At 74.0% G+C, this 26,557-nt stretch carries 21 protein-coding genes; 9 read left to right on the top strand and 12 right to left on the bottom strand.

Features of this window, described 5'->3' with window-relative positions:
- Window positions 1–4 precede the first annotated feature (4 nt).
- Window positions 5–982 carry a helix-turn-helix transcriptional regulator gene (locus ACFYUV_RS31965; RefSeq protein WP_387674816.1) on the bottom strand — a complete coding sequence of 326 codons (978 nt, stop codon included), beginning with the start codon at window positions 980–982 and terminating at the stop codon, window positions 5–7.
- Window positions 983–1,103: 121 nt separating this feature from the next.
- Between ACFYUV_RS31965 and ACFYUV_RS31960 the strand changes: the two genes are divergently transcribed.
- The 3 genes from ACFYUV_RS31960 (at window position 1,104) to ACFYUV_RS31950 (ending at window position 4,516) form a co-directional block, all read left to right on the top strand.
- Window positions 1,104–1,517, top strand: a complete 414-nt coding sequence (locus ACFYUV_RS31960; protein ID WP_387674813.1) for a VOC family protein — start codon at window positions 1,104–1,106, stop codon at window positions 1,515–1,517.
- A 38-nt stretch (window positions 1,518–1,555) separates the two neighbouring features.
- Entirely contained in the window at window positions 1,556–2,650 is a 1,095-nt protein-coding gene (locus ACFYUV_RS31955; protein ID WP_387674810.1) for a winged helix DNA-binding domain-containing protein, read from the top strand.
- A 99-nt stretch (window positions 2,651–2,749) separates the two neighbouring features.
- Window positions 2,750–4,516, top strand: a complete 1,767-nt coding sequence (locus ACFYUV_RS31950) for a SpoIIE family protein phosphatase (RefSeq protein ID WP_387674807.1) — start codon at window positions 2,750–2,752, stop codon at window positions 4,514–4,516.
- A gap of 13 nt (window positions 4,517–4,529) precedes the next feature.
- Here ACFYUV_RS31950 and ACFYUV_RS31945 read toward each other — a convergent pair whose 3' ends face one another.
- Together ACFYUV_RS31945 and ACFYUV_RS31940 are read right to left on the bottom strand one after the other, a co-directional pair.
- A complete protein-coding gene (locus tag ACFYUV_RS31945) occupies window positions 4,530–8,063 on the bottom strand; it encodes a protein kinase (protein ID WP_387674804.1) in 3,534 nt (1,177 codons plus the stop codon).
- A gap of 6 nt (window positions 8,064–8,069) precedes the next feature.
- Entirely contained in the window at window positions 8,070–8,774 is a 705-nt protein-coding gene (locus tag ACFYUV_RS31940) for a MerR family transcriptional regulator (protein ID WP_387674801.1), read from the bottom strand.
- 77 nt (window positions 8,775–8,851) lie between these two features.
- Between ACFYUV_RS31940 and ACFYUV_RS31935 the strand changes: the two genes are divergently transcribed.
- The gene (locus ACFYUV_RS31935; protein WP_387674798.1) at window positions 8,852–10,036 is read left to right on the top strand and encodes an erythromycin esterase family protein; all 1,185 of its coding nucleotides are present in this window, start codon (window positions 8,852–8,854) and stop codon (window positions 10,034–10,036) included.
- 280 nt (window positions 10,037–10,316) lie between these two features.
- On the top strand, window positions 10,317–11,687 hold the full coding sequence (locus ACFYUV_RS31930; RefSeq protein WP_387674796.1) for a hypothetical protein: 1,371 nt from the start codon (window positions 10,317–10,319) through the stop codon (window positions 11,685–11,687).
- 26 nt (window positions 11,688–11,713) lie between these two features.
- Here the strand turns inward: ACFYUV_RS31930 and ACFYUV_RS31925 are convergent, their stop codons facing one another.
- The 6 genes from ACFYUV_RS31925 to ACFYUV_RS31900 form a co-directional block, all read right to left on the bottom strand.
- On the bottom strand, window positions 11,714–12,712 hold the full coding sequence (locus ACFYUV_RS31925; RefSeq protein WP_387674793.1) for a HEAT repeat domain-containing protein: 999 nt from the start codon (window positions 12,710–12,712) through the stop codon (window positions 11,714–11,716).
- A 6-nt stretch (window positions 12,713–12,718) separates the two neighbouring features.
- Entirely contained in the window at window positions 12,719–13,387 is a 669-nt protein-coding gene (locus tag ACFYUV_RS31920; RefSeq protein ID WP_387675579.1) for a HEAT repeat domain-containing protein, read from the bottom strand.
- A 71-nt stretch (window positions 13,388–13,458) separates the two neighbouring features.
- The gene (locus tag ACFYUV_RS31915; RefSeq protein ID WP_387674790.1) at window positions 13,459–14,853 is read right to left on the bottom strand and encodes a cytochrome bc complex cytochrome b subunit; all 1,395 of its coding nucleotides are present in this window, start codon (window positions 14,851–14,853) and stop codon (window positions 13,459–13,461) included.
- 159 nt (window positions 14,854–15,012) lie between these two features.
- Entirely contained in the window at window positions 15,013–15,822 is an 810-nt protein-coding gene (locus tag ACFYUV_RS31910) for a carbohydrate ABC transporter permease (RefSeq protein ID WP_358286995.1), read from the bottom strand.
- On the bottom strand, window positions 15,819–16,670 hold the full coding sequence (locus ACFYUV_RS31905; protein ID WP_387674786.1) for a carbohydrate ABC transporter permease: 852 nt from the start codon (window positions 16,668–16,670) through the stop codon (window positions 15,819–15,821). The genes ACFYUV_RS31910 and ACFYUV_RS31905 overlap by 4 nt, the downstream gene beginning before the upstream one ends.
- Window positions 16,667–17,983: a sugar ABC transporter substrate-binding protein gene (locus tag ACFYUV_RS31900; protein ID WP_358286997.1), complete on the bottom strand. Its 1,317-nt coding sequence runs from the start codon at window positions 17,981–17,983 to the stop codon at window positions 16,667–16,669. The genes ACFYUV_RS31905 and ACFYUV_RS31900 overlap by 4 nt, the downstream gene beginning before the upstream one ends.
- 170 nt (window positions 17,984–18,153) lie before the next feature.
- On the opposite strand from ACFYUV_RS31900, the gene ACFYUV_RS31895 reads away from it, so the two are divergent.
- Window positions 18,154–18,819: an SDR family NAD(P)-dependent oxidoreductase gene (locus ACFYUV_RS31895; RefSeq protein WP_387674782.1), complete on the top strand. Its 666-nt coding sequence runs from the start codon at window positions 18,154–18,156 to the stop codon at window positions 18,817–18,819.
- Between the two features lie 28 nt (window positions 18,820–18,847).
- Here ACFYUV_RS31895 and ACFYUV_RS31890 read toward each other — a convergent pair whose 3' ends face one another.
- Window positions 18,848–19,918, bottom strand: a complete 1,071-nt coding sequence (locus ACFYUV_RS31890; protein ID WP_387674779.1) for a saccharopine dehydrogenase family protein — start codon at window positions 19,916–19,918, stop codon at window positions 18,848–18,850.
- Window positions 19,919–19,989: 71 nt separating this feature from the next.
- On the opposite strand from ACFYUV_RS31890, the gene ACFYUV_RS31885 reads away from it, so the two are divergent.
- Complete coding sequence (locus tag ACFYUV_RS31885) at window positions 19,990–20,970, top strand: helix-turn-helix domain-containing protein (RefSeq protein WP_387674776.1); 981 nt, start codon at window positions 19,990–19,992, stop codon at window positions 20,968–20,970.
- On the opposite strand, the gene ACFYUV_RS31880 is transcribed toward ACFYUV_RS31885, so the two are convergent.
- The gene (locus ACFYUV_RS31880) at window positions 20,943–21,380 is read right to left on the bottom strand and encodes a cupin domain-containing protein (protein WP_387674773.1); all 438 of its coding nucleotides are present in this window, start codon (window positions 21,378–21,380) and stop codon (window positions 20,943–20,945) included. The genes ACFYUV_RS31885 and ACFYUV_RS31880 overlap by 28 nt on opposite strands.
- Window positions 21,381–21,488: 108 nt before the next feature.
- On the opposite strand from ACFYUV_RS31880, the gene ACFYUV_RS31875 reads away from it, so the two are divergent.
- A complete protein-coding gene (locus tag ACFYUV_RS31875; protein WP_387674770.1) occupies window positions 21,489–24,782 on the top strand; it encodes a BTAD domain-containing putative transcriptional regulator in 3,294 nt (1,097 codons plus the stop codon).
- Window positions 24,783–24,788: 6 nt separating this feature from the next.
- Here the strand turns inward: ACFYUV_RS31875 and ACFYUV_RS31870 are convergent, their stop codons facing one another.
- Window positions 24,789–26,051, bottom strand: a complete 1,263-nt coding sequence (locus ACFYUV_RS31870) for a serine hydrolase domain-containing protein (RefSeq protein ID WP_387674767.1) — start codon at window positions 26,049–26,051, stop codon at window positions 24,789–24,791.
- 152 nt (window positions 26,052–26,203) lie between these two features.
- Between ACFYUV_RS31870 and ACFYUV_RS31865 the strand changes: the two genes are divergently transcribed.
- Window positions 26,204–26,548: a VOC family protein gene (locus tag ACFYUV_RS31865; protein ID WP_387674764.1), complete on the top strand. Its 345-nt coding sequence runs from the start codon at window positions 26,204–26,206 to the stop codon at window positions 26,546–26,548.
- Window positions 26,549–26,557 lie beyond the last annotated feature (9 nt).

The raw sequence follows: 26,557 nt of genomic DNA, 5'->3' as shown, positions 1-26,557 counted from the left end.
GGGGTCAGGAGGAGGCGGCGGCGGTGTAGCGGCGGGCCAGCTGGGCGAAGGCGTCCCTGAGCTCGGCGGGGCCGACGACCTCGATGTCGGCGTCGAACCTGCCGAGCGCGGCCGCCAGCCCCAGCCACGACCACGATCCCATGACGATCCGGCAATGGTCCGGCCCCGCCTCCTCGACGAGCCCGTCCCGGACGTAACGGGACACGACCGCCGCGGGCAGCGCGAGGATCACCTCGCCGCGGCAGGGCCAGTCGCCCGCCTCGTCCGAGCCCCGGAAGCGCGCGGTGACGAAGGCGGCCACCCCGCCGCCGGGCAGCTCGCGCGGGGTGAAGCGCGGCCCGGTGGGCGTGCGCGGCCGGATGCGGTCGGCGCGGAAGGTGCGCCAGTCCGCGCGGTCGAGGTCCCACGCGACGAGATACCAGCGGCCGCCCCAGGTGACGAGGTGGTGCGGCTCCACCCGCCGGGGCGGCGGCAGCGCGCCGCCGTCGTCCGCCTCCGACGGGTAGTCGAAGCGCAACACCTCACGGGCATGGACGGCGGCGCTGAGTGCGACGAGCACCCCGCCGGCCACCTGCGGCTCGGGCCGTGCGCCCGCCCGTTCGACGGCGGTCACCTGGAGGGTGTCGATCCGGTGGCGCAGCCGTGCGGGCATGACCTGCCGGACGGTGGTGAGCGCCCGCGCCGCGGCCTCCTCGATGCCCGCCCCGGCGGTGGCGGCGATCTGGAGCGCGATGGCCAGCGCGACGGCCTGCTCGTCGTCGAACAGCAACGGCGGCAGCTCGCTGCCCGCGTCGAGCCGGTAGCCGCCGTCGGGGCCCTTGATCGCCGCGATGGGGTAGCCGAGGTCGCGCAGACGGTCGACGTCGCGGCGCACGGTGCGCGGGCTGACCTCCAGCCGTTCGGCGAGCAGCGCCCCCGGCCAGTCGCGGCGCATCTGGAGCAGCGAGAGCAGGGCCAGCAGGCGTGCCGAGGTCTTCTGCATGTTTCCCATGGTGCCGCAAGAAGAGGCCACAACCTGACCGCTTCCTCCGCCAGCATGGGCATCGCAACCGGGGGCCGGACGGCTCCCGGCGACCATGAGCCGAACCGGCGAGGAGCCTGCCATGCCTGCAAATGTCGTTACTCATCTGAACTTCCGGGGCGAGGCCGCCGCTGCGCTCGCGTTCTACCGGTCGGTGTTCGGCGGGGACGTCACCACCGTGACCTACGCGGACGCCGGGAACGTCCAGGACCCCGCCGACGCCGGCCGGGTGATGTGGGGCCAGGTGGCCGCGCCCGGCGGCTTCCGCCTGATGGCCTACGACGTGCCCGCCCACCTGCCCTGGGACCAGGGCGAGAACGCGTTCTTCGTCTCGCTCGGCGCGGACACGGCCGAGGAGGCCACCGCGTACTGGGAGGGGCTGGGCGCGGGCGCGACCGTCGTGCGGCCGCTCGGGCCCGCGCAGTGGGTGCCGCTGCACGGCATGGTGCGCGACCGCTTCGGGGTGACCTGGATCGTCGAGCACGGCGCGTCCTGAGCGCGGCAAGAAGAGCGCCCTGAACACGGGAAGAAGAGATGACCGTTCTGAGCACCAGGGCGCTCAACCGCGCCACGCTCGCCCGCCAGTTGCTGCTCGACCGCGCCGGCCTGCCGGTCCTCGACGCCGTCGGGCACCTGTGCGGCCTGCAGGCGCAGGAGCCGCAGGAGCCCTTCACCGGGCTCTGGTCACGGCTGCGCGCCTTCGACCCGGCCGCGCTGTCGGACCTGCTGACCGGCCGGGACGTGGTCCGGACCCACCTGATGCGGCGCACCGTCCACCTGGTCACCGCCGCCGACGTCCTGACCTGGCGATCCCGGCACGACGCGATGCTGCGCCAGCGGGTGCTCGGGGTCTACCGCCGCGAGCTGGCCGGGGTGGACCTCGACGAGCTCGCGGCTGCCGGACGGGCGGTGCTGGCCGACGGCGAGCCGCGCTCGATGTCGCAGCTCGCGCGGGCGGTGGCCGATCGCTGGCCCGGGCCGGGGCCGCGGGCGCTGGGCGAGATGCTGGTCGCCGCGCTGGTCCCGATGGCGCAGCTCCCGCCGCGCGGGCTGTGGCGGACGCGGGCGGGCGTGCGCAACCTGCCGCTGTCGTCCTGGCTAGGGCGGGAGGTGGACCCGCCGTCCGCCGACGGCTCCGACCCCGTGGGGCAGGCTCTCGTACGGCGTTACCTGGCGGCGTACGGCCCCGCCGCCACGGCCGACCTGCGCGCCTGGTCCGGCCTGGCGGGCCTGCCCAAGGCCGTGGCGGCGGTACGCGACGAGCTGGTCGCCTTCCGGGACGAACGCGGCCGCGAACTGCTGGACCTGCCCGGCGCGCCGCGCCCCGACCCCGGCACGCCCGCCCCCGTGCGGTTCCTGCCGGCGTTCGACAACGCGATACTCGGCTACGACGACCGCGACCGCATCATCGACCGCGAACACCGCGGCCTGTCGGTCGCCGGCGCCCGAATGGTCCTGGTGGACGGCCGCGTCGCGGCCACCTGGACCGTCGAGGACGACACCGTGCTCGTCACGCCGCTGCGCGGCCTGTCCCCGGCCGAGCGCGCCGCCGTCGGCGAGGAGGGAGGTGCCCTGGCGTCGTTCCTCTCCGACGGGGCCGGCGACCGCACCCGGATCCTCGGCGGCTGAACACACCCCCACAAGCTCGGCCATACTGTCAGGACCGCGGGCGTCCCTGGTGATGGACGGGCCGGCGGGTAGGAGGTGGGGACGAGAGGAGCCGACACCATGAACGTGCCCGAGCACGACGCCGGGCCGCACCGGCCGCAGGACGGACGTCCCCGCGGGCTGCGCGACCTGACCCACGCGGGCGGGTACGTCGTGGACGACCGGGGCCGGATCGTCGAGGTCGCCCCGCGCACCGAGGCGCTGCTCCGCCGTCCCGCCGCCGAACTGCTCGGCGCGGACGCCCACGACCTGCTCCACCGCGGCCCGCGCGGTGAGACGCTGCCGCGCAGCCGGTGCGCGATGCGACGCCCGCTCATCACCGGCGGCACCTCCCAGGGCGAGCGGGAATGGCTGGCGCGCGGCGACGGCTCCCTGCTGCCGGCCTCCTGGCTGGTCACGCCCTGCCTGCTGGCCGACGGCAGGACCGGGGCGCTGGTGCTCTTCCACGACGCCGACGAGCCCGGCGCGCAGATCCCCGAGCCGACGCACGAGACGTCGATGTCCGAGCTCGACCGGCTGGCGCTGCTGGCCGAGACGACCACGACGCTCACCGCCAGCCTCGACGTGGACGAGACGCTGCGCCAGCTCGTCCGCCTGGTGGTGCCGCTGCTGGCGGACTGGGTGGTGGTGGACCTGCTCACCGAGCACGGCGGCGTGAGCCGCGCCGCCGTCGTCCACCACGAGGACGGCGTCCTGGTGCACCACGAGGACCTGGAGGGGCCGATGCCCGCAGTGCCCGAGGAGTCGCCGATGCCGCTGTCGCGGGCGTTGCGCGGGGTCACCGCGACGCTGGCCGGGCCGGAGACCTACCAGGGCGCGCCCGACTCCGGCATCGCGGTCTTCCAGCAGGAGCTGTTCCGCAGGACCGGCATGCACTCGGCGGTCATCGCGCCCATCCGCGGCGTGCGCGAGGTGGTCGGGGCGCTGACGCTCGGCCGCGCCGAGCGGCCCGGCGCGTTCACCACCGCCGACCTGCTGCTGGTGGAGGACATCGCCCGGCGCGCCGGGCTCGCCCTGGACAACGCCCGCCTGTACGAGCGGCAGCGCCGGGTCGCCGAGACCATGCAGCGCCACCTGCTGCCGCGCCTGCCGTCGGTGCCCGGCCTGGAGATGAGCGCCCTCTACGTGCCCGCCCCCCGCGCCTCGCAGGTCGGCGGCGACTGGTACGACGCCTTCACCATGCCCGACGGCGCCACCGCCCTGGTGATCGGCGACGTGGTCGGCCACGACCTGGAGGCCGCCGCCGGGATGGCCCAGGTCTGCAACATGCTGCGCGCCTACGCAGGCGCCGAGCAGGACCTGCCCAGCGCCATCCTCGACCGGCTCGACCGCGCGGTGGTGCGCATGGCGCAGGCCACCATGGCCACCGTCGTCCTGGCCCGGCTGGAGCACACCGACGACGGCCGCTGGCTGCTGCGCTGGAGCAACGCGGGCCATCCGCCGCCGCTGCTGGTCGAGCGCGACGGCCGTACCCGCTTCCTGGAGGAGGGCCAGGGCCTGCTGCTGGGCACCGGCATCCGCGGGGAGCGCGCCGACGCCGTCGTGGAGCTGCCGCCGGGGTCCACCCTCGTGCTCTACACCGACGGGCTGATCGAGTCCCCGAGGCATTCCCTGGACGAGGGGCTGGCCCGCCTGAGCCGGTACGCCGCCTCCCACACCCACCGGCCGCTGAACGCGCTCGGCGACATGCTGCTGGCACGCGTCCGGCCCGAGGACAACGACGACGACGTCGCCATGCTGACGCTGCGCGTGCCGCCACGCGTCCCGGCCCTGGACGGCCTGCGCGGCGGCGTGCTGAACGGCGACCGGGGCCTGCCCGCGATCTGACGACCGGCGCGCGTCACGACCGTCCGCGCCGCGCGCCCGGGCAGACGTCCCGGTAGGGCACGTCCTTCAGGTGCCGCCGCCACTCCTGCGGGCTCATCGTGCGGCCCGCGCGCTCGCACACCAGGCGGGCCACGGACTCGGCGCCCACCGGGATCCGGATGATCGTCCCGGAGGTGTTGCCCGAGACGTACAGGGTCTGGTCGTCGGGGCTGAAGGCCAGCCGGTCGAGGATGCCGATGGGGAAGGAGCCGATCCGCTCCCGCGAGCCGACGTCCCAGACCTGCACGGTGTAGACGTCGTCGAACGTCTCCCCGATGGACCTGCCGATCAGCGCGAGCAGCGAGCCGTCGTGGCTGAACAGCACGGTCTCGACCTGCGCCCGGGCGGCCACGCGCAGCGCGGGCGGCAGTTCGCGGCCGCCGGCGACGTCCCACAGCTCGACCGTGGCCGAGCCGAGGGCGAGCACCTGCGCCTTGGGGCTGAGCGCGATCGCCAGGCCCGACCGGTTGAAGCCGGGGCCGACGGCCTTGCCGGTGCGCAGGTCGTAGACCTTGCCGGTGGCGGTCACCACGCCCGTGCCGTCGCGGGTGGACACGATGGTCTCGGTGGCCGTGGCCAGGGGGTGGCGGGCGAGCGTCCGGCCGGTGCCGGCGTCGAGGACGACCAGCTCGTTGCGGGCGTCCCGCTGGCTCAGCTCCTTGAGCGACAGCACCAGGCGGCGGCCGTCGGGGGTGAACGTCTTCGACAGCACGAACTGCGTGCGCGGCACGGGGTGGCGCCACAACCGGCGGCCGGTGGCGACGTCCCAGAGGCCGGCCGAGGAGTCCGCGCCCTCGGCGGACAGCCGGGCGCCCGCCGGGTCGAACAGCTGCCCGCTGACGCCCGCGCTGCCGGCCATCGGGACGCCGAGCCGGCCGCCGTCCCACACGCGGACCGGCCCCGAGTCCTTGGTGGCGGCGGCCAGGCGGCCGTCCTGGCTGAAGGCGTCCAGCTCGTAGCCCTGCGGCAGCCGGGTGGAGGGGAGGCGGGAGGTCAGGTCGGCGGTGACGGTCGAGTTGTCGAGCACGTAGCGGACGGTGTGGCCGTCGGCCTCCAGCCAGACGTCCTCGGGCTCGCCCTCGGCCTGGTAGAGGGCGACCTCGTCGCCGTCGTCGGCGTCGAGCAGGTGCAGGGTGCGGCCCTCGACGGCCAGCATCCGGCGGCCGTCGGGGCTCAGCCGCAGCCGTCCGGCCAGTGTGTCGTCCAGGGCCGACTCCTGCCAGAAGGGCCGGTCGGTATCGGGCACCTTCCTGGCGGTGGCCAGGTCGAAGGCCGCGATGTCGCCGTTCGCGCACAGCAGCCGCCTGCTGTCCGGCGTGAACGCCACCACCGGCCCGCACGCCTTCGGCAGGCGGGTGTCCACGGTGAGACCGGGCAGGCGGATCACCTTGAGGCCGCCCTGGTTGGGCCCGACGCCCGCGATGTAGGCGCCGGAGGGCGCGATCGCCGGAGCGCCGCTCGCCTCCAGCTTCGGGGTGTAGGAGGCGCCGGTCCTGGTGTCCCACAGGAAGTCCAGGGTGCTGTCGCGCATCACCGCGGCCAGGTTCTCGTTGCCGTCGAAGGCGACCTGCACGCCGCCCTCGCCGACGCGGTGCTCGCGCAGCTTGGCGCCCGTCCTGGCGTCCCAGGCGTAGGCCGTGTCCCTGCTGACCACCACCAGCGTGCGCCCGCTCGGGCTGAGCGCCGCCGCCGACGGCAGCGCGTCCAGGCCGCGCGGCCACCGCCAGAACGCGGTCTGCCGCCCGGAGGGCACGTCGTAGACCCGCACGCCGTCCTCGCCGGCGATGGCCCGGACGCGCCCGCCGGCCGCCGACGCCGACGCCGAGACGCCCTTGGCGCCGGGGTCGCGGAAGACGGCGCTCTCCGGCATCGTCAGCGAGGTCGTCAGGCTCCGCCGGGTGCCGGGAGTGGGAGCCAGCCGCCAGCCCGCCACGCTGAGCAGCATCGCCGTGACCGGGTCGCTCGTCCGCAGCCGGTCGGCCTCGGCGGCGGCCTGCCGCCCGACCGCCTGGTCGCGCTGCCGGCCCGCCAGGCTGCTCTGCTCGGTCACCTGCCTGCCGCGCAGCACGGCCAGGCCGCCCGCGGCCAGCGCCACCACCAGCAGCCCGGCCAGCGCGGCCGTGGTCAGCCGCCGGCGGCGCACGCGCCGTCGGGCCAGGCCGGTGCCCGCGGCCAGGAAGTCACGTTCGAGCGGGGTCAGCGTGATGTGCCTGCGGCCGGTGGCGGCCCAGGTCAGCGCCTGGTCGAGGCGGCTGCCCTGGAGCAGGTCGCCGTCCTTGCGGCCGTTGCCGGCCCACTGGCGGGCGGCGTCGCTGAGCTGGCCGAGCACGGCGAGCCCGTCGCGGTCGCCGTCCACCCAGACGCGCAGCCGCGGCCAGGCGCGCAGCAGCGCGGGACGCGACAGCGCCACCGCCTCGTTCTTCTGCGTCACCAGGTAGGAGAACACCTGGAGGATGTGCTCGATCGCGCGCGTCTCCCCCTCGGAGCGTCCGGCGAGCAGGTCCTCCTTCAACGCCCAGCGCACGGCCTCGTGCCCGTCCTCGGTGACCGTCACCAGGCGCAGGAACACCTCGGCGGCCAGCTCGCGCTCCTCGGGCGCGAGCGCGCCGTAGGCGTCCTCGGCGATCGTGCCGAGCGCCGGGTCGCCCTGCTCGGGCACGTGCACGCCCCTGGCGGCGCGGCTGCCCGCCGTCAGCAGCCCGCGGGTGTCGGCGCTGTTGCCGCTGACCAGGGCGAGCAGCAGGTCGCGCGCGGTGGGACGGGCCGCCGGGTCCTTCTCCAGCGCGGCCGACACCAGCGAGGCCAGCCGGGGCGGCAGCCCGCTCAGGTCGGGCTGGCTCGACAACACCCGGTGCATGACCCCGCCGAGGTTGTCGGCGCGGAACGGGTCCTCGCCCGTGGCGGCGAACACGATGATCGCGCCCCAGGCGAACACGTCGGCGGCCGCGCCCGCCCGCTGCCCGGTGAACACCTCGGGCGCCATGTACGTGGGCGTGCCGGCCACCTCGCCGGTCCTGGTCAGCGACATGTCCAGGGTGCGCGCGACCCCGAAGTCGATCACCCGCGGGCCGTCGGTGCCGAGCAGCACGTTGTCCGGCTTCAGGTCCCGGTGGATCACGCCCGCGTCGTGCACGGCGGTCAGGGCGGTGGCGATCGCCGTGGCCAGCCGGTGCAGGTCGTCCCCGGCGAACCGGCGCCCCTGCTCGACCGCCCGGCGCAGGCTGGGGCCCGGCACGTACTCGCTGACGATGTACGGCCTGCTGCCCGACAGGTCGCAGTCGAGCACCCGCGCCGTGCAGAACGACGCCACCCGCCCGGCCGCGGCCGCCTCCTTGGCGAACCGCTCACGGCTCACCGGGCTGTCGGCCATGTGCAGGACCTTGAGCGCGACCCGGCGGCCCTCGGGGTCGTAGGCGTCGTACACCACCCCCTGGCCTCCGGACCCGAGCCGTCCGGCCAGCCAGTATTGCCCTATACGCTGCGGTTCTCCGGCGTTCGACGCTTCCACGGCGTGTTAGATGCCCTCTCCGGTCGCAAAGTTCCCCTCGCGCAGGTAGGCGTCCAGCGCGCCGGCGGCGGCGAGCATGGCCAGGCCCCGGGCCGTGAGCCGGTCGTGCCAGTCGCGCAGCGTCGCCTGCAGGGGTTCCATGCCGCCGGCCGCGCGCACCTGGTCCAGCACCTGCCGGATCTGCTCCAGCCCGTAGCCGCCGCGCCGCAGCTGGTGGGCCAGCAGCACGTCGCGGACGTCGGCGGCGGTGTAGACCCGGTAGCCGGTACGCGGGTCGCGCCGGGGCACGGTCAGCCCGGCCCGCTCCCACTTGCGCAACGTCGCCGGCTTGATGCGCAGCCGGCGGGCCAGCGGGCCGATGAACGTCACGCCCGGCTCCGGCTCGCGCGGCGGCGCCAGGTCGCGCAGCGCGCGTTCGACGGCCTCCAGCGTGCCGCGGTCCTCGGCGAGCTGGGCGTGGCCCTCGTCGATCAGGCGCAGCGCCGCCGCCAGGCCGCCGCCGTGCACGGCCCGCATGATCGCGGTCGCGGTCGCGTGCCCGTGGGCGGGGACCAGCGCCAGGAACGTCCGCAGCGCCGCCGCGTGGCGCGGGGTGTAGACGCGGTAGCCGTGCGCGGAACGCTCGGACGGCGGCAGGATCTCCGCCTCCTCGTAGTTGCGCACCGCCTGCGTGGACAGGCCGTGCGCGCGCGCCAGATCGATGGGCCGCATGTTGAAGGTATGCCCTCCTGCCCGCTGGGGGATCGGCCGAAAGTTTACACGAGAAGTTCAACGATACGGTTGAAGGCATGACGACCTCGATCCGGGACGCCGTCCAGGCGTTCACCGGCGGCGCCCTCGCCGCGCTGCTGCCCCCCGGCGTCCGCGTGCTGGGCCTGGGCGAGCCCACGCATGGCGTCGAAGCCTTCCTGGAGCTGCGCAACGAGCTCTTCCGTCACCTCGTGGAGCACGAGGGCTACCGGTCGATCGCCATCGAGAGCGACTGCCTGGCCGGCCTGACCGCCGACGCGTACGTCACCGGCGGCGACGTCACCCTCGACGAGGCGATGAGCCGCGGCTTCAGCCACGGGTTCGGCGCCTCGCCCGCCAACCGCGAGCTCCTGCGCTGGATGCGGGCCCGCAACGAGCGGTCCGCGCCGCGCGACCGGCTGCGCTTCGACGGCTTCGACGCCCCGGTGGAGATCACCGGCCCGGCCGCCCCGCGCCCGGCCCTGACCGCCCTGTACGACTACCTGGCCCCCCACCTCGACCTGCCCCTGACCCGCGAAAGGCTCGACGAGCTGCTCGGCCCCGACGAGCGCTGGACCGACCCGGCCGCCCTCACCGACCCCTCCCGGTCGATCGGCGGTACGCCGGAGGTCAAGGAACTCCGCCTGATCGCCGACGATCTGGGCGTGCTGCTGACCGCGCACGCCCCGCACCTGGCGGCCGTCACGTCCGGCGACGACCGGTGGCGCGCCGGCCTGCACGCCCGCGCCGCCACCGGGCTGCTGCGCTACCACACCGGCATGGCCGACCCCTCGCCCCGCCGGCTCGGCGCGCTCATGAGCCTGCGCGACGCGATGATGGCCGGCAACCTCGACGCGATCGTCCGGCGCGAGGAGCGCCGGGGCCCCACCCTCGTCTTCGCCCACAACCGTCACCTGCAGCGCGACGAGAGCCGGTTGCGGTTCGCGGGCGAGGAGCTGCGGTGGTGGAGCGCGGGGGCGGTGCTCGCCGCGTGCCTCGGCGACCGGTACGCCTTCGCCGCCTCGACGTTCGGCTCCCGCGGCGCCGACGTCCCGGCCTCCGACACCCTCGAAGGCCTGTTGTCGGAGGTGTGCGACGCCCGCGCCGTCGTCGATCCGCGCCGCCTGGCCGGGGCGCTCGACCACGGGCCGGCGCCCCGCGTCCCGGTGGACCACACGTACCTGGCCCTCGACCCCGCCACCGTCCATCAGGCGGACGCGATCGTCTTCCTCAAGGAGATCTGAGGTCCGGCATTGTTGTTTATTATATTTGGCGAATAATGTCCTCAGGGCGAATTCTTTTTGCGTGGCGACGCCGGACGCGCGCTCGTTAAAGTCGGGGTGACGTCAGGCTCCACGAAGCCCCAACCAGAGGACTGAGCTGATGAACTGCGGTCACTGCGACAGCCCCAATTCGCCCGATTCCCTGGTATGCGCTAATTGTGGCCGCCATTTCCAGGGCGATCGCGCGGCCGCGACGGAAGTCACCCGATATCTCTGCATCGCCATGATGCTCGACGCGAAAGTGCGTAATTCCACCATTCGCTCGATTCTTCATGACCGCTTCCGTGCCGTCGCCCAGTCCCCCGGCGTCGACCTGGCCACGATGCTCAAGTACGGCCTGATGGCCCGAAGACGCCAGCATGTGCGCGACGCCGTGCTGGCCGTGCTCGCCGTGGCCACCCTGGCCCTGCTGTCCAGCCCGCTCGTCCTGCTCCCGATCTTCCTGGCCTGGCTCGTCGTCTTCGCCGAGCTCTACGACGCCCACGAGTCGGTCATCCTGACCAGGCTGACCCGCGACTCCTTCGACCCGGCCGAGGCGCCGCTGCCCAGCTCGCCCGCGCTGCGCGACCATCTGGTGGACATCGCCGACCGCGGCGCCGGGAACGTCACGGTGTTCGCCGACTACTCCCCCTTCGTCGGCTACGGCAGCAGGATCAACAACTGGTCGTTCACCATGAACGTCGCCAAGGCCCGGCCCGGCGAGACGGTCGTGCCCTTCGCGGTCGGCGAGCTCTACGACCGGGTGGCCGCCGAGATCGCCGCCCTCGGCCTGCCCGGTCTCACCGTCGGCGACAAGCTCTTCGTCAACGGCCTCGACCTGCGTTACGAGACCGACCCCGAGCTCCAGGCCGCCGTGCTGCCCGACGCCCTCCTGCCGCCGGTGCCGACGGTGAGCGAGCGGTTCATCCACCAGCTGCGCGACGACCCGCGCACGCGGGCCCGCCCCTATCTCACGGTGAGCGTGACCGGCTGGGAGGGCGAGGTGGTGATCTCGATCTTCCTGCGGTTCGTGCTGCTCGCCGAGAAGGGCATGATGTTCACCGAGGCCGGCTACTCGCTGCTGCCGCCGCTGCGGGAGGCCTACCGCGACGTCGACCGGCTGGTCAACTGCGCGCCCTCGGAGCGGATGGCCCGCATCGCGCTGTCGGCGCTGCGGCGCACCGCCGCGGGGCTGGTGCTGGCCCTGCCCAACACCCTCGCCGCGCTCTCGGAGCCGAGAAGGCGCAGGCGGCAGCAGAAGGCGAGCATCAAGGCCATCCGCGGCCACACCTTCAACTACGGCGCGGCCTACAACCCCCGCGAGCACGCCACCGACCACCTCTACCACCGCTACTTCCAGCAGCTCGACAAGGAGATGTACGTCAAGGCCGCCGAGCAGCGCATCATGGACGCCGTCGCCGACTTCCTGGAGGAGCACAACGTCGACGTGAGCGACCTGCGCGACCGCCAGACGACCATCCTGAACAACGGCATCTTCGTCACCGGCCAGGCCCAGGTCACCGGGGCCAGCATGGCAGCCGGCACGGGCGCGGTCGCGCGGGTGGAGAGCCGCATCAGGCAGGGGGTCGGCCAGGCCGCCGCGGCGGCGCAGCGCCGGACCCCGGCCGGCTGACCCGATCCCCGAACGGGGCCGAGCGCTCATCGCGTGTCGCGCAGCCCCAGGATGTAGGTCGCGGTGAGCGCGACGGCGCGGTCGTCGTCCTGCGTCAGGTCGGCGAGGGCGCGTGACGCGGCGGCTCCCGGGATGTCGGCGAGTGCCTGCGTCAGCCGCCGGCGCGCGGACGGCTCGGCGCCACGCCGGGCGAGGCGGTCCACGAGCCCGGCGGCGATCGGGTCCGCCGCGCCGGGGCGGCCCGCCAGCGTGCTCAGGGCGTCGGCCGCGTCGACGTCGTTCGTCCCCTCGACGACCATGTCGATGAGCGTGGGGATGGCGTCGTCCACGCCGCGTGCCCCGAGCGCCAGGGCCGCGTAGCGGCGGACGACGACGTCGGGGCTGGTCAGGGCGTCCTGGAGGAGGGCGGTCGCCGTGGCGTCCGGGAGCTCGGCGATCGACTGGACCGCGCGCTTGCGCACCTCGGCCGCCGGTGCGTGCAGACCCTGCGCCAGCAGCGCGGCGGCGCCCTCGCCCGACTGCGCCAGAGCCCATCGCAGGGCTCCGGCGACGTTCGGGTCGCTCTCGCCCAGCGCCGCCTCGACCAGCGCCTCCACCGGGACCTCGGCGACCGCGGACAGCGCCGCGCTCTGGCGCCGGCCGGCGTTCTTCGACCCGAGGCCCTGCAGGAGGGAGACGACCTGGAGCACGTCGTCCCAGCCGGCGGGGTCGGCGGCGTCGATCCGGCGCAGTCGCGTGAGCAGCTCCGTCTCGGCCGCGATGCGCTCCCGGGTGCGCCGGATGAGGTCCTCGACGAGCCCGGACGGCGTGAAGCCGGGATCGTCGAGCGCCCGGCCGACGTCACGCAGCGACAGGCCCAGCGACCGCAGGCTCTCGATGTGGAAGATCCGCCGGATGTCCTCGCCGGAGTACTCGCGATAGCCGGCGTGACTGCGGCCCGTCGGGCGCACCAGCCCGAGCGCGTCGTAGTGGCGCAGCATGCGGGCGCTCACCCCGGACCGTCGCGCGACGTCGCCGATCAGCACAGCCCATCATCCCTCCTGGCCGCCGGCGCCGAGGGCCACGACGCGCTTCGCCTCCTCGATCGCGAACTCGAATCCGGCCTCCGGGTCGCGCAGCAGCCGTTCCGTGGCCCCGGCGTGCGTGCGCACGCCGGGATCCGGGTCGGCCATCGCGGCCCGCAGCACCGGCTCGATCACCTCGCCGAGCGCGACCAGCGCCCGGCTGAGGCTCAGCTGGGTCTCCCGTCGGCCGCGCCCGAGCTGTGTCGACAATACTTCGGCCAGTCCGGGCCTCTCCTCTTCGGGTGCCAGCAGCACCGCGGTCCGCCAGGCGCTCCGCGCCACCTCGTCGTCGGCGTCGGTCAGCAGCTCGCGGGTGATCGCCGGCCACGCCCGCCGGTCGCCGATCTTGGACAGCGTGTGCAGCGCCTGGCTGCGGGCCTGCGCGCGTTCCGAACGCAGCTCGCCGAGCAGCCTCGGGACCGTCAGCTCCGCCGGGTGGCGGGTGAGCGCCCAGGTGAGCATGTCGCGCACGTGGAACTCCGGCTCGACCGCGCAGCGCTCGACGAGCGCGTCCACGAGGCGCGGGTCCGGCGTCGTGCCCACCGCCAGGGCCGCCCGCAGCCGTACGGACGGGTCGCCGGCCGCCAGCCCTCCGACGGCGCCGGTCGGGTCCGGGGCCTGTTCCTGCCTGGTCATCGGGACCACCTCCTCGGCGACCAGTGAAGACCTTGTCACAGTGTCAAGGTCAAGCGGCCCGGCCCGCGCGGTCAGTCGCGCGGCCCGGCGACCGCGTGCTGCCGTTCGGGCTCCACGGGCATCGGGCGTTCGTGGAAGCCGCCCTGCGCGCTCCGGACGATCACGCCGCTCTCCGGCCCGTGCTCCGCGTCGTGCCGGTCCTGGAGTCGCAGGCCGAGGCAGAGCCGGTGGGTCAGCCAGAAGGCGACGACCGGGCCGAGCAGGACGGCGTACCTGAAGAAGATCGTCACGGCCTCCACCGAGAGGTGGAACTGGTGGGCGATCTGGTCGTTGGCCGCGGCGGCCCACAGCAACCCGTAGAAGGCGACCCCGGCGGCGGCGACGGCGGTTCGCAGGGGCGCCTCGCGCGGCCGGTCCAGCACGGCCGGTCCGCTCGCCTCGGCGGCCAGGCGGCTCCTGCTCTTGGGCCGGCCGAGCGCGTCGCGCCGGCCGGGACGCCGCAGGACGATGCGCTCGCCCAGCGGGTAGCCGGCCAGGACGGTGAAGAACGCCCCGGGGACCACCAGCGTGGGCACCAGGACCGCGAGGCTGAGCGTGTACCCCCCGATCGTCAGCTCCCAGCCCGGCATGATCCGCAGAGCGCCGTCGAGGAAGCCCATGTACCAGTCGGGCACCGAGCCGGCCGAGATCTGGCCGGGCCCGGCCGGGCCGTACAACCAGATGGGGGCGATCTGGAAGGCCAGGCCGAGGATGACCAGGACGCCGATCGTCGTGCCCGCCATCAACGGCCGCGCGCCCGCCCGAGCCGGGACCGGCGCGGCGAACCGCGAGTGCCCGTGCCGCCGCACCAGCCATTCACGGGCGGCCAGCAGCGCGACCATGGCCGCCGGGATCACCAGCACGTGCGTCCAGTACATGGTGGGGATGATGCTGTCGCCGGGGAACCCGGCGCCGAAGAGCAGCTGCGCGCCGTACGACCCCACGACGGGGATCGACAGCAGCACCGACTGGATCAGCCACAGGCTGCCGCCGGAGAGCATGTCGTCGGGCAGGATGTTGCCGGTCTCCCCCGCCGCCATCCCGAGCGGCAGCAGCGTCACCCAGATCAGCCACTGCGGCACGCGCGGCCGCCGGAACGCGCCGGTCACGAACATGCGCAGCAACTGCATCGCGACCGCCGCCACGAACACCAGCGCCGACCAGTGGTGCACCTGCCGGACGAAGAGCCCGCCGCGCACCTCCAGGCTCAGCCGCATGGTCGAGTCGAACGCCCTGCTGACCGGGACGCCGCTCAGCGGCGTGTACACGCCTTGGTAGAGCACCGGGGACATGTCCGGGTCGAAGAACACCATGAGGAACAGCCCGGTCACCACCAGGACGGCGAAGGACCAGATCGCCACCTCGGCGAACATGAACGACCAATGACCGAGCCCCGACGACTGACGTTTCCGCACCGATGAGCGCATCGGACCCTCCTCGTTTCGCCTTCGCCTTCAAGACGGGATCGGCGGCCGAGATGTGACGTCGAGGAGGGTGAGTTACGTCATAACGGGTCGTTCCCCGCGGCCGGGCCTGCCGGAGCGCGGGCACTCCGGCAGGCCGACGTCAGCGGCGGAGCCGCGGCCTCACCCCTTCACCGCTCCGCCGAGCAGCCCGGAGACGAACTGCTTCTGGAAGACGAAGAAGATGAGCATCAGCGGCAGCGTGGCCAGCAGCGCGCCCAGCATCAGGCCCGAGTAGTCGACGCGGGTCAGCCCGGTGAGATGGCTGAGCGCGACCGGGAGCACGTACTTCTCCTCGCTGGTGAGCATGAGCAGGGGCCAGATGAAGGAGTTCCACTGGCTCATGAACGTGAAGATGACCAGCGCGCCGAGCTGCGGCCGGACCACGGGCAGCACGATCCGGTAGAAGATCCGCAGGTCTCCGGCGCCGTCCAGGCGTCCGCTCTCGATGAGCTGGTCGGGGAAGTCGAGGAAGGCCTGGCGCATGAGGAAGATGCCGAACGAGTTGGCCAGGAACGGGATGACGATCGACTCGTAGGAGTCGACCCAGCCGATGCTGGCCATCATCTGGAACAGCGGCACCAGCAGCACCTGGAAGGGGATCATCATCGTCGCCAGGATCACCGCGAGCAGCAGGCCGCGCCCGCGGAAGCGGTACTTGGCCAGGCCGTACCCGCCCATGGCGCTGACCAGCACGGACAGCGCGGTGTAGACGAGGGCCGTGCCGAGGCTGTTGAGCACCACGCGGGAGAAGCCGATCGTCTCCTCCAGCGACCGCAGGTTGTCCAGCAGGTCGTCGCCGGGCAGGAACGGGGGCGGGCTGCGGAACAGCTCCGACGTGTCGTGCGTGGAGGCGACGAACATCCAGTAGAACGGCGCGATGCTGACCACCGCGCCGGCCGCCATGAGCAGCCAGAGCAGCAGGCGTTTCATGACTTCTCCTTCCCGAACCACTTGAACTGGGCGTAGGAGAGCACCCCGATGAGCAGCACCACCACCCAGGCCATCGCCGCGGCGTAACCGAAGTCGAACTGCTTGAAGCCGACCTGGTAGAGCAGCAGGATCGGCGAGGTGGTCGCGTCGTCGGGGCCGCCGTCGGTGAGCAGCTTGTTCTCGTCGAACAGTTGGAGCGTGCCGATCGTGGAGGTGATCGAGCAGAACAGGATCACCGGCTTGAGCTGCGGCACGATCACGCTGACGAACGACCGCAGCGGCCCGGCCCCGTCGATCGAGGCGGCCTCGTACTGCTCCTTGCCGATCGCCTGCAGGCCGGCCAGCAGGATGATCATGTTATAGCCCGTCCACCGCCAGGTGATGGACGCGATCAGCGCCACCCGCGCCCAGGCCGGATCGTCCAGCCAGGCGATCTCGACGCCGAGCAGCTGGTTGACCATGCCGCCGTCGGTGCGCAGCAGCACCCGGAAGACCACCGCGTAGGCGACCAGCGTCGTCACGGCGGGCAGGAAGTACGCGATCCGCAGCGTGGCGCGGAACCGCAGCCACGACTGGTTGAGCACGTACGCCAGCGCCAGCGCCAGCCCGATCATGATCGGGACCTGCACGACCAGGATCAGCCCCACGTTGACCAGGGACTGCAGGAACCTGTCGTCGTGCAGGAGGCGCTGGTAGTTTTCCAGGCCGGCCCATTCGGTCACGCCGTCCTCGGTCCGCTGGAGGCTCTGCCAGAGGCTGGCCCCGAGGGGGTAGGCGAAGAAGAGCGCCAGCAGCGCGGCGGCGGGCCCCGCGAAGATCCAGGGGACCAGGCGGCGCCGAACGATCATCCGATCTCCCGCTTCGTGGCGGACGCGATCTGCTCGGCCGCCTCGTCCAGCACGGCCTTGGGGTCCTTGCCGCCCACCACCGCACGCTGCAGCAGCTTCTTCAGCAGCTCACTGGCCTCGGCGTCGTCGTCGGTGGACTCCACGGCCGGGATGGCGCGCACCTGGTCGGCGAAGATCTTGTTGACCGGCTGCCCGTCGAAGTACTCGACCGGCTCGGAGAAGTACGGGTCGGCCAGCGCGGGCAGGTAGGCAGGGAAGAGCGACTCCTGCTTCATCATCGACAGCTGGCTGTCCTTGTTGGCCGTGACGAACTCGACGAACGCCCACGCCGCCTGCTGGTTCTTCGTCTGGCCGGTGACCGCCAGCATGGACCCGCCGTTGGCCGAGGTGCGCACCCCGCCCGGCTCGAACGCGGGCAGCGGGATCACGCCGAACTTGCCCTTGAGCTCCGGCATCTCCGACACCAGCGTGCCCGTCCACCAGACGGCGGTGGGCGCGACGGCCGCCTTGCCCTCCTTGGTCGCGGTGACCCGGCCGTCCCAGCCCTGCTCGTTCTGCAGCAGGCCCTTGTCGTTCATCGTCTTGATCAGGGTCAGCGCCTTGACGGCGGCCGGGGTGTTGACCGCGACCTTGCCGTCCACGAACCTGCCCTGCTTCTGCTGCTGCAACAGGGTGGTGAACAGCGGCTCGCTGTTGCCCAGGTCGGAGACCATGAGCTTCTTGCCGGTCTTGGCCTTCAGCGTCTCGCCGGCCTTGATCAGGTCGTCCCAGGTCTGGATGTCCTCGGCCTTGATGCCGGCCTGCTCGAAGTAGTCGCGCCGGTAGAACAGGCCGACGGGCGCGGAGTCCCACGGCAGCGCGAACAGCTTGCCGCCCTCGCCGGAGGCCGTCTGCCACTTGGCCGGGTCGAAGTCGGCCTTCAGCTTGCCGGCGACCGGCCCGAGGTCGGCCAGCCCGTTGGGGAAGTTCTTGGCGTAGCCGGGGACCCGCTCGTCCTCAAGGTGCACGACGTCGGGCAGGCCGGTGCCCGACTGCATGCCGACCGTGACCTTCTCGTAGATGTTGTCGTAGCCGACGTCCGTCACGTCGATCTTCACCTTGGGGTGCAGCTTGGTGAACTCGGGTGCCAGACGCTTCAGGGCGGTCGCACCCACGTCGAACGACCACACCTTGACCTCACCGGACAACTCCGCGGGGGTGGACGCGGCGATCGAGGGAGCGGGCCCCTTGGCCGTGCCGGTTCCGCCGGTGGCGCATCCGGCGGCGAGAAGTCCGGTGGCCAGCAGCCCGGCGGCGATTGTGTGGATCTTCACGGTGACCTCTGGATCTGTAACATGTCACACTCTGAATACTGAGTGCTGAGTAACGTACGCTGAATACGCCTGGCGCACCAGAGGTGAAATCGAACCGTTCCCGATGGATGTCAGCGGACGGGCGGAAAGGCCGTTGCGTCCTGCTCGTCCTGCCGGAATGATCGGCCGCCATGGGGAACGTGCTGCTGACCGGGGCCACCGGAGGAATCGGAAGGCCGCTGGCCGCCGCGCTCGGCGCGGCCGGGCATCGGGTGATCGCCGTCGGACGTGACGTCGGGCGGCTGGACGTCCGCGGGATCGAGGCCGACCTGGCCGACCCCACGTCGCTGGCCCCCGCCATGGAGTCGCTGACGGCGGAGCTCACGGAGATACGCGCGGTGGTGCACTGCGCCGGCATCTCCCCCGTGGAGGCCGTCGCCGAGGCCGGCCCCGACACGTGGCGGCGGACGATGGCGGTGAACGTGGCCTCCGCCGCCGAGCTCGTCCGGCTCGCGCTGCCCGCGTTGCGGCGGTCCAAGGGCCATGTGATCTTCGTGAACGCCTCACCCGGGCTGACCGGCGTCCCGCGCTGGTCGGCGTTCGTGGCCAGCAAGGCGGCGCTGCGCGAACTGGCCGACTCGCTGCGCGAGGAGGAGGCCGTCCACGGGGTCCGGGTCACCACGGTCTACCCCGCGGCCACGGCGACCGACCTGCTGGGCGAGGTCAGGGCCGCCTTCGGCCGCCCGTACGATCCGCAGGCGTGCATCCGGCCGGAATCGCTGGCCGCGATGGTCGTGTGGGCGCTGAACGCGCCGGCCGACTCCTACGCCTGCGAACTGTCGGTGCTGCCGGGCTGAACCCGCACGCGGTCCAGGCGCGCGAGGGTCAGCGCTGCGCCGCGGTGTCGAGCTCGACCTCGATGTGCGGCGACAGCGCCCGCAGGAAGTCCGGCGCGTCGAAGATGCGCCCCGCCGAGGCCACCCCGGCGACCCGGGTCCGGCCGGTGAGGACGCGCTCGACGGCCTCCACCGCGAGCGGCGCGCTGACGGCGTAGATGTCCCGGCCGCGGGCCACCGCCCGGCGTTCCCCGGCGCCCGAACGCACGACCACGTCCACGACGAACGGCTGCGCCGACCGCCCGTGCTCGTCGGCCGCGACCGGCGCCGGGGTGTCGGGGTTCACCACGTCCGTGGCCGCCTCGACCGTCATGTAGTTGCGCACCTCGGGGATGTCCAGGTGGCTCGGGACGGTCACGATGTCGGCCATCGAGAACTCCGCGATGACGTCGCGCGTCCCGGTCGGCTCGGGGAAGGCCCACTTCCCGGCCGGCGCCCGGTCGTCGCGGTACTCCAGCCGGCCGCCGGCGTGGCGGACGCGCCGGCCGTCGCGCCGCTCCCTGGAGACCTTGCCCGCGGCCCGGGTGCCGGTCGTGGGGTGCCAGCTGTCCAGCCCGTAGGCCACGTGCGCCTCGTCGGCGCCGGTCCAGTCGTCCATCGCCGCCGTGACCAGCAGGTCGCCGAGCCCGCCGAAGAAGGCCATCGCGGGGACGATCACCGCCCCCGCCTCCCGGGCTCGCTCCGCGAACAGCTCGAAGGTGTCCACGTTGGCCTCGATCTCGGCCGCGACGTCCACGTACGGGACGCCGGCGCGCAGGGCCGCCTCGATCACGGGGGCGGCCGTGGCGGCGAAGGGCCCGGCACAGTTGATCACCGCGGTCACGCCGTCCAGGGCGCGGTCCAGCGCGGCCGGATCGTCCACCGACGCCTGCCTGACCGCCGGCCCGGGGTACGCCTCGGCCAGCGCCTTGAGCGCGTCGCCGTCGCGGCCCGCCAGGACGGGCACCAGCCCGCGCCGCAGCAACTCCGCCACCACGAAACGGCCCGTGTGCCCGTACGCGCCGTAGACCGCCACCGCGGAGCCGGTCGTCCTCATCTGTGTCATGTGCGCATCAGCCATGCGGACATCCTGGCGGTCCACCGCGTCGCCGCACGAGCGTCCGGAACGACATGATGCGTACAATTCCGGACGTGACCACAGTTGCGGTAGCCGTCGCCGACGGGATCCTGCACTTCGAGCTGGCCCTGGCCTACGAGCTGTTCAGCTCGCCCCCGCCCGTTCCCGTCGAACGCTGGTACGAGCCGGTCATCTGCGGAGCCGGTCCCGTACGGGCCGACGGGCGGTTCCTGCTCGAACCCGACGCCGGGCTCGACCGGCTCGTCGGGGCCGACACGGTGATCGTCCCCGGCTGGGCAGAGGTGGACGAGGAGCCGCCGGCCGACCTCGTCGCGGCCGTGCGCGCGGCGCACGAGGCGGGCGCGCGGGTCGCCTCGCTGTGCACGGGCGCGTTCGTCCTGGCCGCGGCCGGCCTGCTGGACGGACGGCGGGCCACCACCCACTGGGCCCACACCGAGACGCTGGCCGCCCGCCATCCCCGGATCCAGGTCGATCCCGACGTGCTCTACGTGGACGAGGGCAGCGTGCTCACCGCCGCGGGCAAGGCCGCCGCCCTGGACCTGTGCCTGCACCTGGTCCGCCGCGACCACGGCTCGGCGGTCGCCAACGCGATCGCGCGCCGCCTGGTCGTGGCGCCGCACCGGCCCGGCGGCCAGGCCCAGTTCGTCGCCACCCCCGTCCCCGAGCCGCACGGGCATCCCCTCAGCGACCTGCTCGCCTGGGCGGGCCGGCACCTGGACCAGCCCCTGACGGTGGAGGACCTGGCCCGCCGGGCGAACCTGAGCTCGCGCCACCTCGGCCGCCACTTCAGGTCCATGACCGGCACCACCCCGTTGCAGTGGCTGTTCACCCAGCGCATCCGCCGCGCCCAGGAGCTCCTGGAGACCACCGACGACGGCGTGGACGCCATCGCCGAGGCCACCGGCATGGGCACCGCGGCCACGCTGCGCCGGCACTTCAACCGCACGGTCGGCGTGCCTCCGGACGCCTACCGGCGCACCTTCCGCGCCCGGGGGGCGACACCCGCTCAGCGGCCGACGGGGTGGAAGTCGTAGGGCTTGGAGTCGTACACGTAGTAGACGCAGTCGGCGCCCGCGGCGCACTTGCCCCAGTGCTCGGCCTTCGACGGGTAGTACAGGTAGTCGCCCGCGCCGATCCGGTACGTCTTGTGGCCCTTGACGTTCCACAACATCACGCCGGAGACGCCGACGACGTGCTCGGGGCTGGTGTGCCAGTGCGACGGGAAGGGCGTGCCGGCCTTGAGGGTGAACACGGCCTCCGAGGGGCCGGTCTTCGGGTCGCCCTTCAGCTGCACGAACGTGCAGCCCTTCAGTCCCTCGCAGGGTGATCCGGCCTCCTTGTGAGAGTGGTGGACGACCTTGCCGGGGCCCGAGTCGGCGTACGCGCTCGGGGCGCCGAGCACCATGAGCGCCAGCGAACCGGCCGTGATCATTTGCTTGAGCATCTCGATCTCCAAGTGGACTGTGGTCCGAATATGTTCGGCAACGTATCGGACTGCGGTCCGGTTAGTCAAGGACGGCACGACCCGCCGCCGCGTGCCAGACTCCTGGCCATGGCGGACTCGACCAGGACGGACGGCGACGGCGGGCAGCTGCGCGTGGACGTCCTCGGCCCCTTGTCGCTGGTGACCGCCGGCGGCCCGGCGCGGGTCGGCGGCGCGCGGCTGCGGGCGCTGCTGGCCAGGCTGGCCCTGGACGCCGGGCGGGCCGTCCGGCCCGAGACCCTGGCCGAGGCGTTGTGGGACGACGCGCCGCCGGAGGCCCCCATGCACGCGTTGCAGTCGCTGGTGTCCCGGCTCCGGCGCGTCCTCGGGCATCCCGGGCTGCTCACCTCCGGCCCCGCCGGGTACCGGCTGGCCGTCGAGCCGGACGCCGTCGACGCCGTGCGGTTCGAGCGGCTGGTCAGGCAGGGGCGGGCGGCCGCTCGGGACCGGCCCGCCGAGGCGGCCGCCGTCCTGCGGGAGGCCCTGGGCCTGTGGCGCGGACCGGCCCTGGCCGACGTACGGGCGGCGCCGTTCGCCGCCGCCGAGGCCGACCGGCTCGAACGCGCCCGGCTGGCCGCCCTGGAGGACCGCATCGAGGCCGACCTGACGCTGGGCGCTGACCTGAGGCTGGGCGGTGGCCTGGGGCTGGTCGCTGAGCTGGAATCGCTGGCCGCCGCCCACCCGCTGCGTGAGCGCCTGCACGCCCAGCTCATCCGGGCGCTCGCCCGCGACGGGCGCGGGGCCGAGGCGCTGGCCGCCTACCAGCGCATCCGCGCCCGGCTCGCCGACGACTTCGGCGGCGACCCAGGACCGCACCTCCAACAAGCCCACCTGGCGGTCCTGCGCGGCGACCTTCCCGGCCCCCGCCAGGCGGCCGGACGGCCCCCCGGGCCATCCGAGCCGCTTGGATCGTCCGGGCCGCTTGGGCCGTCCGGGCCGTTGCCGTCGGGCCGGTCGCATGGCAATCTCGACGTCCCGCTCACCAGCTTCGTGGGCCGCGACGAGGACGTGCGGCGGGTGACCGGCCTGCTCGGCCGGGAACGGCTGGTCACCCTGGTCGGCCCCGGCGGGGCGGGCAAGACCCGGCTGGCCGGCGCGGTCGGCCGGCGGCTCACGCCGTCCGGCGGGGTGTGGTTCGTGCCGCTGGCCGCGGTGGGGCCCGACGACGTCCCTCGCGTGCTGCTCGACCTGCTCCGGACGCGTAAGGAGGGCGCGCCCGCGCGGGCCGAGCCGGACGACCTGGTCGAGCTCCTCGCGGACGACGACCTGGTCCTCGTGCTGGACAACTGCGAGCACGTGATCGAGGCCGCCGCCACGCTGTGCGGGACGCTGCTCGGCCGCTGCCCACGGCTCCGGGTGCTGGCCACCAGCCGCGAACCCCTGCGCATCGACGGCGAGACCCTGCACCCGGTGCCGCCGCTGGACCTGCCAGAACCGGACGCGACGCCGGAGGCGGCACGGTCCGTCGCGGCGGTCCGGCTTTTCCGCGACCGCGCCGCCGCCGTACGGCCCGGCTTCGTCCTGGAGGGCGGCGCGCTGGCGGTGACGGTCGAGATCTGCCGTCGCCTCGACGGCCTGCCGCTGGCGATCGAGCTGGCCGCCGCCCGGCTGCGCGCCCTGCCGGTCGAGGCGGTCGCGGCCCGGCTGGACGACCGGTTCCGGCTGCTCACCGCCGGCAGCCGGACGGCGCTGCCGCGCCACCGCACCCTGGCCGCCGCCGTCGCCTGGAGCTGGGACCTGCTCGACCCCGGCGAACGGTCCCTGCTGGAACGGCTGTCCGTCGTGCGCGGCAGCTTCACCGAGGCCGCCGCAGCCGCAATCGGCGGCTCGGATGCCGCGGCGGCCATCGGCGGGGCGGGCGACGTGCCGGAGTTGCTGGCGGCGCTGGTCGACAAGTCCCTGCTGCACCTGGTGGACTCCGCCGACCCGGCCGAGCCGCGCTACCGCCTGCTGGAGACCATCCGCGAGTACGGCCTGCAGCGCCTGGCCGACCGCGCCGAGGTCGCCGCCACGCGCGACCGGCACGCCCGGTTCTTCCTGCGGCTGGCCGAGGCCGCCGACCCTCTCCTGCGCACGTCGGACCAGCTTCGCCCGCTGGCCCGCCTGTCGGCGGAACGGGACGACCTGTCGGCCGCGATCCGCTGGACGGTCGAGTCCGGGGACGCCGGACGGGCCGTGCGGTTCGGCGTCGCGCTGAGCTGGTACTGGTTCCTGCGGGACTTCCCGCCGGAGTCGCTCGACCTGCTCAGCCGGGTGCTCCAGGCCGACGGCGCGGCCGACCCGCGATCCCGCGCGCTGGTCGCCGCCGCCCACGCGATCGCCACCGTCGAGGCCGCCGGGCCGGAGGAGACCGACGCCGCCTTCGACCGGATCAGGACGGCCCTGGCCCAGCTCGTCCCGGGCACGCATCCCATCGCCGAGATGGCCCGCCTGGCGGTCGGCATAGCCGCGAAGGGCGACCACGCCGTACCGGCCGAGGGGACGGATCCGTGGAGCCGGTCGCTGGCGTTGCTCGTCAGCGGCGTGCTGGCCATGAACACCGGCCACCTCGCCGAGGCCGAGCACACGCTGGCCCGCGCACTGGCCGGGTTCGAGCAGCTCGGCGAGCGGTGGGGCCAGGGCATGACGCTGAGCGCCCTCGGCTCGGCGCTGGTCCGGTCCGGCACAGGGGCCGCCGCGCCCGCCCTGGCCGAGCGCGCCACCCGGTGCTTCCGGGAGCTCGGCATGCCCGAGCACACCATGGAGAACGAGGTGGCCGCCGCGCTGCACCGGGCCGAGTCCGGCGACGTGGACGGCGGCCGGCGGGACCTGGCCGGCCTGCTCGACCGGGCCGGGCGCAGCGGGTCGGCCGAGTCGAGCACCCAGGTTCGCCTGGGGCTGGCCCGGCTGGAGCTGGCCGCCGGGCGGGCGGCGGCGGCCCGCGAGCACGCCCTGGCCGGTCTGGCCTGCGCCCCTCCCGGCCGCTCGACCACGCCGCCGCTGACCGCGCTGCTGCTGGGCGTCCTGGCTCGGGCGGACCTCGCCGAAGGGTTCCCCGACCAGGCGGCTCGCCGGCTCGACCATCCGGCGGTGCGCCTGACGCTGACCTGGCACACGCCGGTCGCGGCCGCGACCGCGGTGGTGGCCGCCGCGATCGAGCTCGGCCGGGACCGGCCGGAAAGGGCCGGCCGACTGCTCGGGGCCGCCACCGTCCTGGGCGGCTGGATCGGCCCCGGCGACCCCGACCTGCGGCGGCTCACCCACCAGGCCGAGACCGCCCTGGGCCCCGCCGCGTTCGCCGCCGCACAGGCGGGCGGCGCGGCGATGTCACGAGCACAGGCCGAGAGCCTGGTGACAGCAGCCGTCACGACGCCGCCCAGCTAGCGAGGCTCAGTCGGCGTCCGGCACCGGCTTGCCGAACATCTTGCAGGTCACCGCCGTCTGCAGCGCCTGGACGGCCTTGGCGAGCTTCGGGTCGGCCTCGAACTCGGCCCAGTACTCCGACGCGACGAGCACGGTGGCCGTGCGGCGGCCGGTCCGGTCGGTGAGGCCGGTGGTCAGGTAGCCCGGCATGCCGCCGTCGTGCCCCCAGAACGTGCCGCACGGATGGGCGGCGGTCTGGATGCCCAGCCCGTAGCCGGGCCCGTCCGGCTGCCGCGGGTCCATCGGGACGGTGGTGCGCAGCTGGGCGAGCTGGGCGGCGGGCAGCAGCCTGCCGGACATGAGCGCGGTGTGGAAGCGGGCCCAGTCGCGGGTGCTGGACACCACCGCCCCGGCCGGGCCGCCCCAGCCGGGGTCGTGGCCGGAGACGTCCACATGCCCGTCGTGGCGCGGCCCGGCGAGCCGCCGGAACGCGGCCGGCACCGCGGGCGGCTGGTGGGCGGCGTCCGGCTCGTAGCCGCGGGCGTACGGGCCGCGCCAGGCGGGCCCGGTCGCGTAGTAGGTATGAGCGAGGCCGAGCGGCCGGGCGATCCGGTCCCTGACCAGGTCGGCCAGGCTCGCCCCGGTGACCCGCTCCAGGACTGCGCCGACGGCGGCATAGCCGGTGTTGCTGTAGGACCACTTGGCGCCGGGCGCGAACAGCGGAGCGTGCTTCACCCCCAGGGCGAGCAGTTCCGCCGGGGTCCACCGCCGCCGGTCCTTGCCGAGCAGCGAGGGCCGGATCGCGGGGTCGTCGGTGTAGTCGTACAGGCCGCTGGTGTGGTTCAGCAGCATGCGCAGCGTGATCGCGCCGCCGCCGGGCACCTGGCCGGGCAGCCACTTGTCCACCGGGTCGGTCAGGGCGAGCCTGCCCTCGGCCACGAGTTGCAGCACCAGCACGGCGACCATGGTCTTGGTGTTGGACCCCATGCGGAACTCGTCGCCCGCCTTGAGCACGTGGTCGCGTCTGGTCCAGGCGGCCTGCTCGGCGATCTCGACGGGCCGGCCGCGGCCGTCGTCGACCCGGACGAGCACGCCGGGCGCCCCGGCCGCCACCACCTCCCGCGCCAGGCGCTGCAGCAGGGCGGGCGTCCCGTCCAGGGCCGGCCGGGACGTGGCGGCGGCCGGGAGCGCCGCGACCACGGCCAGGCCCGCGGCCGGCACGGCGGCCGTGAGCGCGCGCCGCCACCGCGGCCGGGCGGCCCGCCGGGACGGGACATCACAGGGGTACATGAACCGGTTCCTCCTCCATCGGGTGACACCAACGCCCTCACCCTCCGGCCCCCCGCTCACAAACCGCACACATCCCGCTGTCAACCCGCCGCCACGGCGATGAGTTCGCCACACCGGCGCAGTCTCCATGGCGACGGGAAGGAGTGGTCCGAGTGGATCTGTACAGCGTGGTGTGCGTACGCGACCGGGCGGCGGCGCAGCAGTGGTACGAGGCGTTCTTCGGCCGGCCGGCGGACGAGGTCGTCGGCGAGGAGCACCTGTGGCAGGTCGGCGAGAACGCGTGGGTCGTCATCGACGACCGGCACATGCGCGCCGCGCGCGTCGGCGGCACCATGATCACGTTCGGCGTGTCCGGCCTCGACGACATCCTGGCCAGGCTGGCCGGGCACGGCATCGAGCACGGGCCCGTGGAGACGTACGGCAACGGCGTGCGTCACGTGGACGTCCTCGACCCGGACGGCAACAGCCTCTCGCTCGCCGAGGCCCCGCCGCAGTGATCCGGTTAG

Origin of the sequence: Nonomuraea sp. NPDC003560, assembly GCF_042878785.1 — a bacterium.
GTDB lineage: Bacteria > Actinomycetota > Actinomycetes > Streptosporangiales > Streptosporangiaceae > Nonomuraea.
Note: the sequence above shows the minus strand (reverse complement) of the source record. Positions and strands in the feature narration are given on the sequence as shown.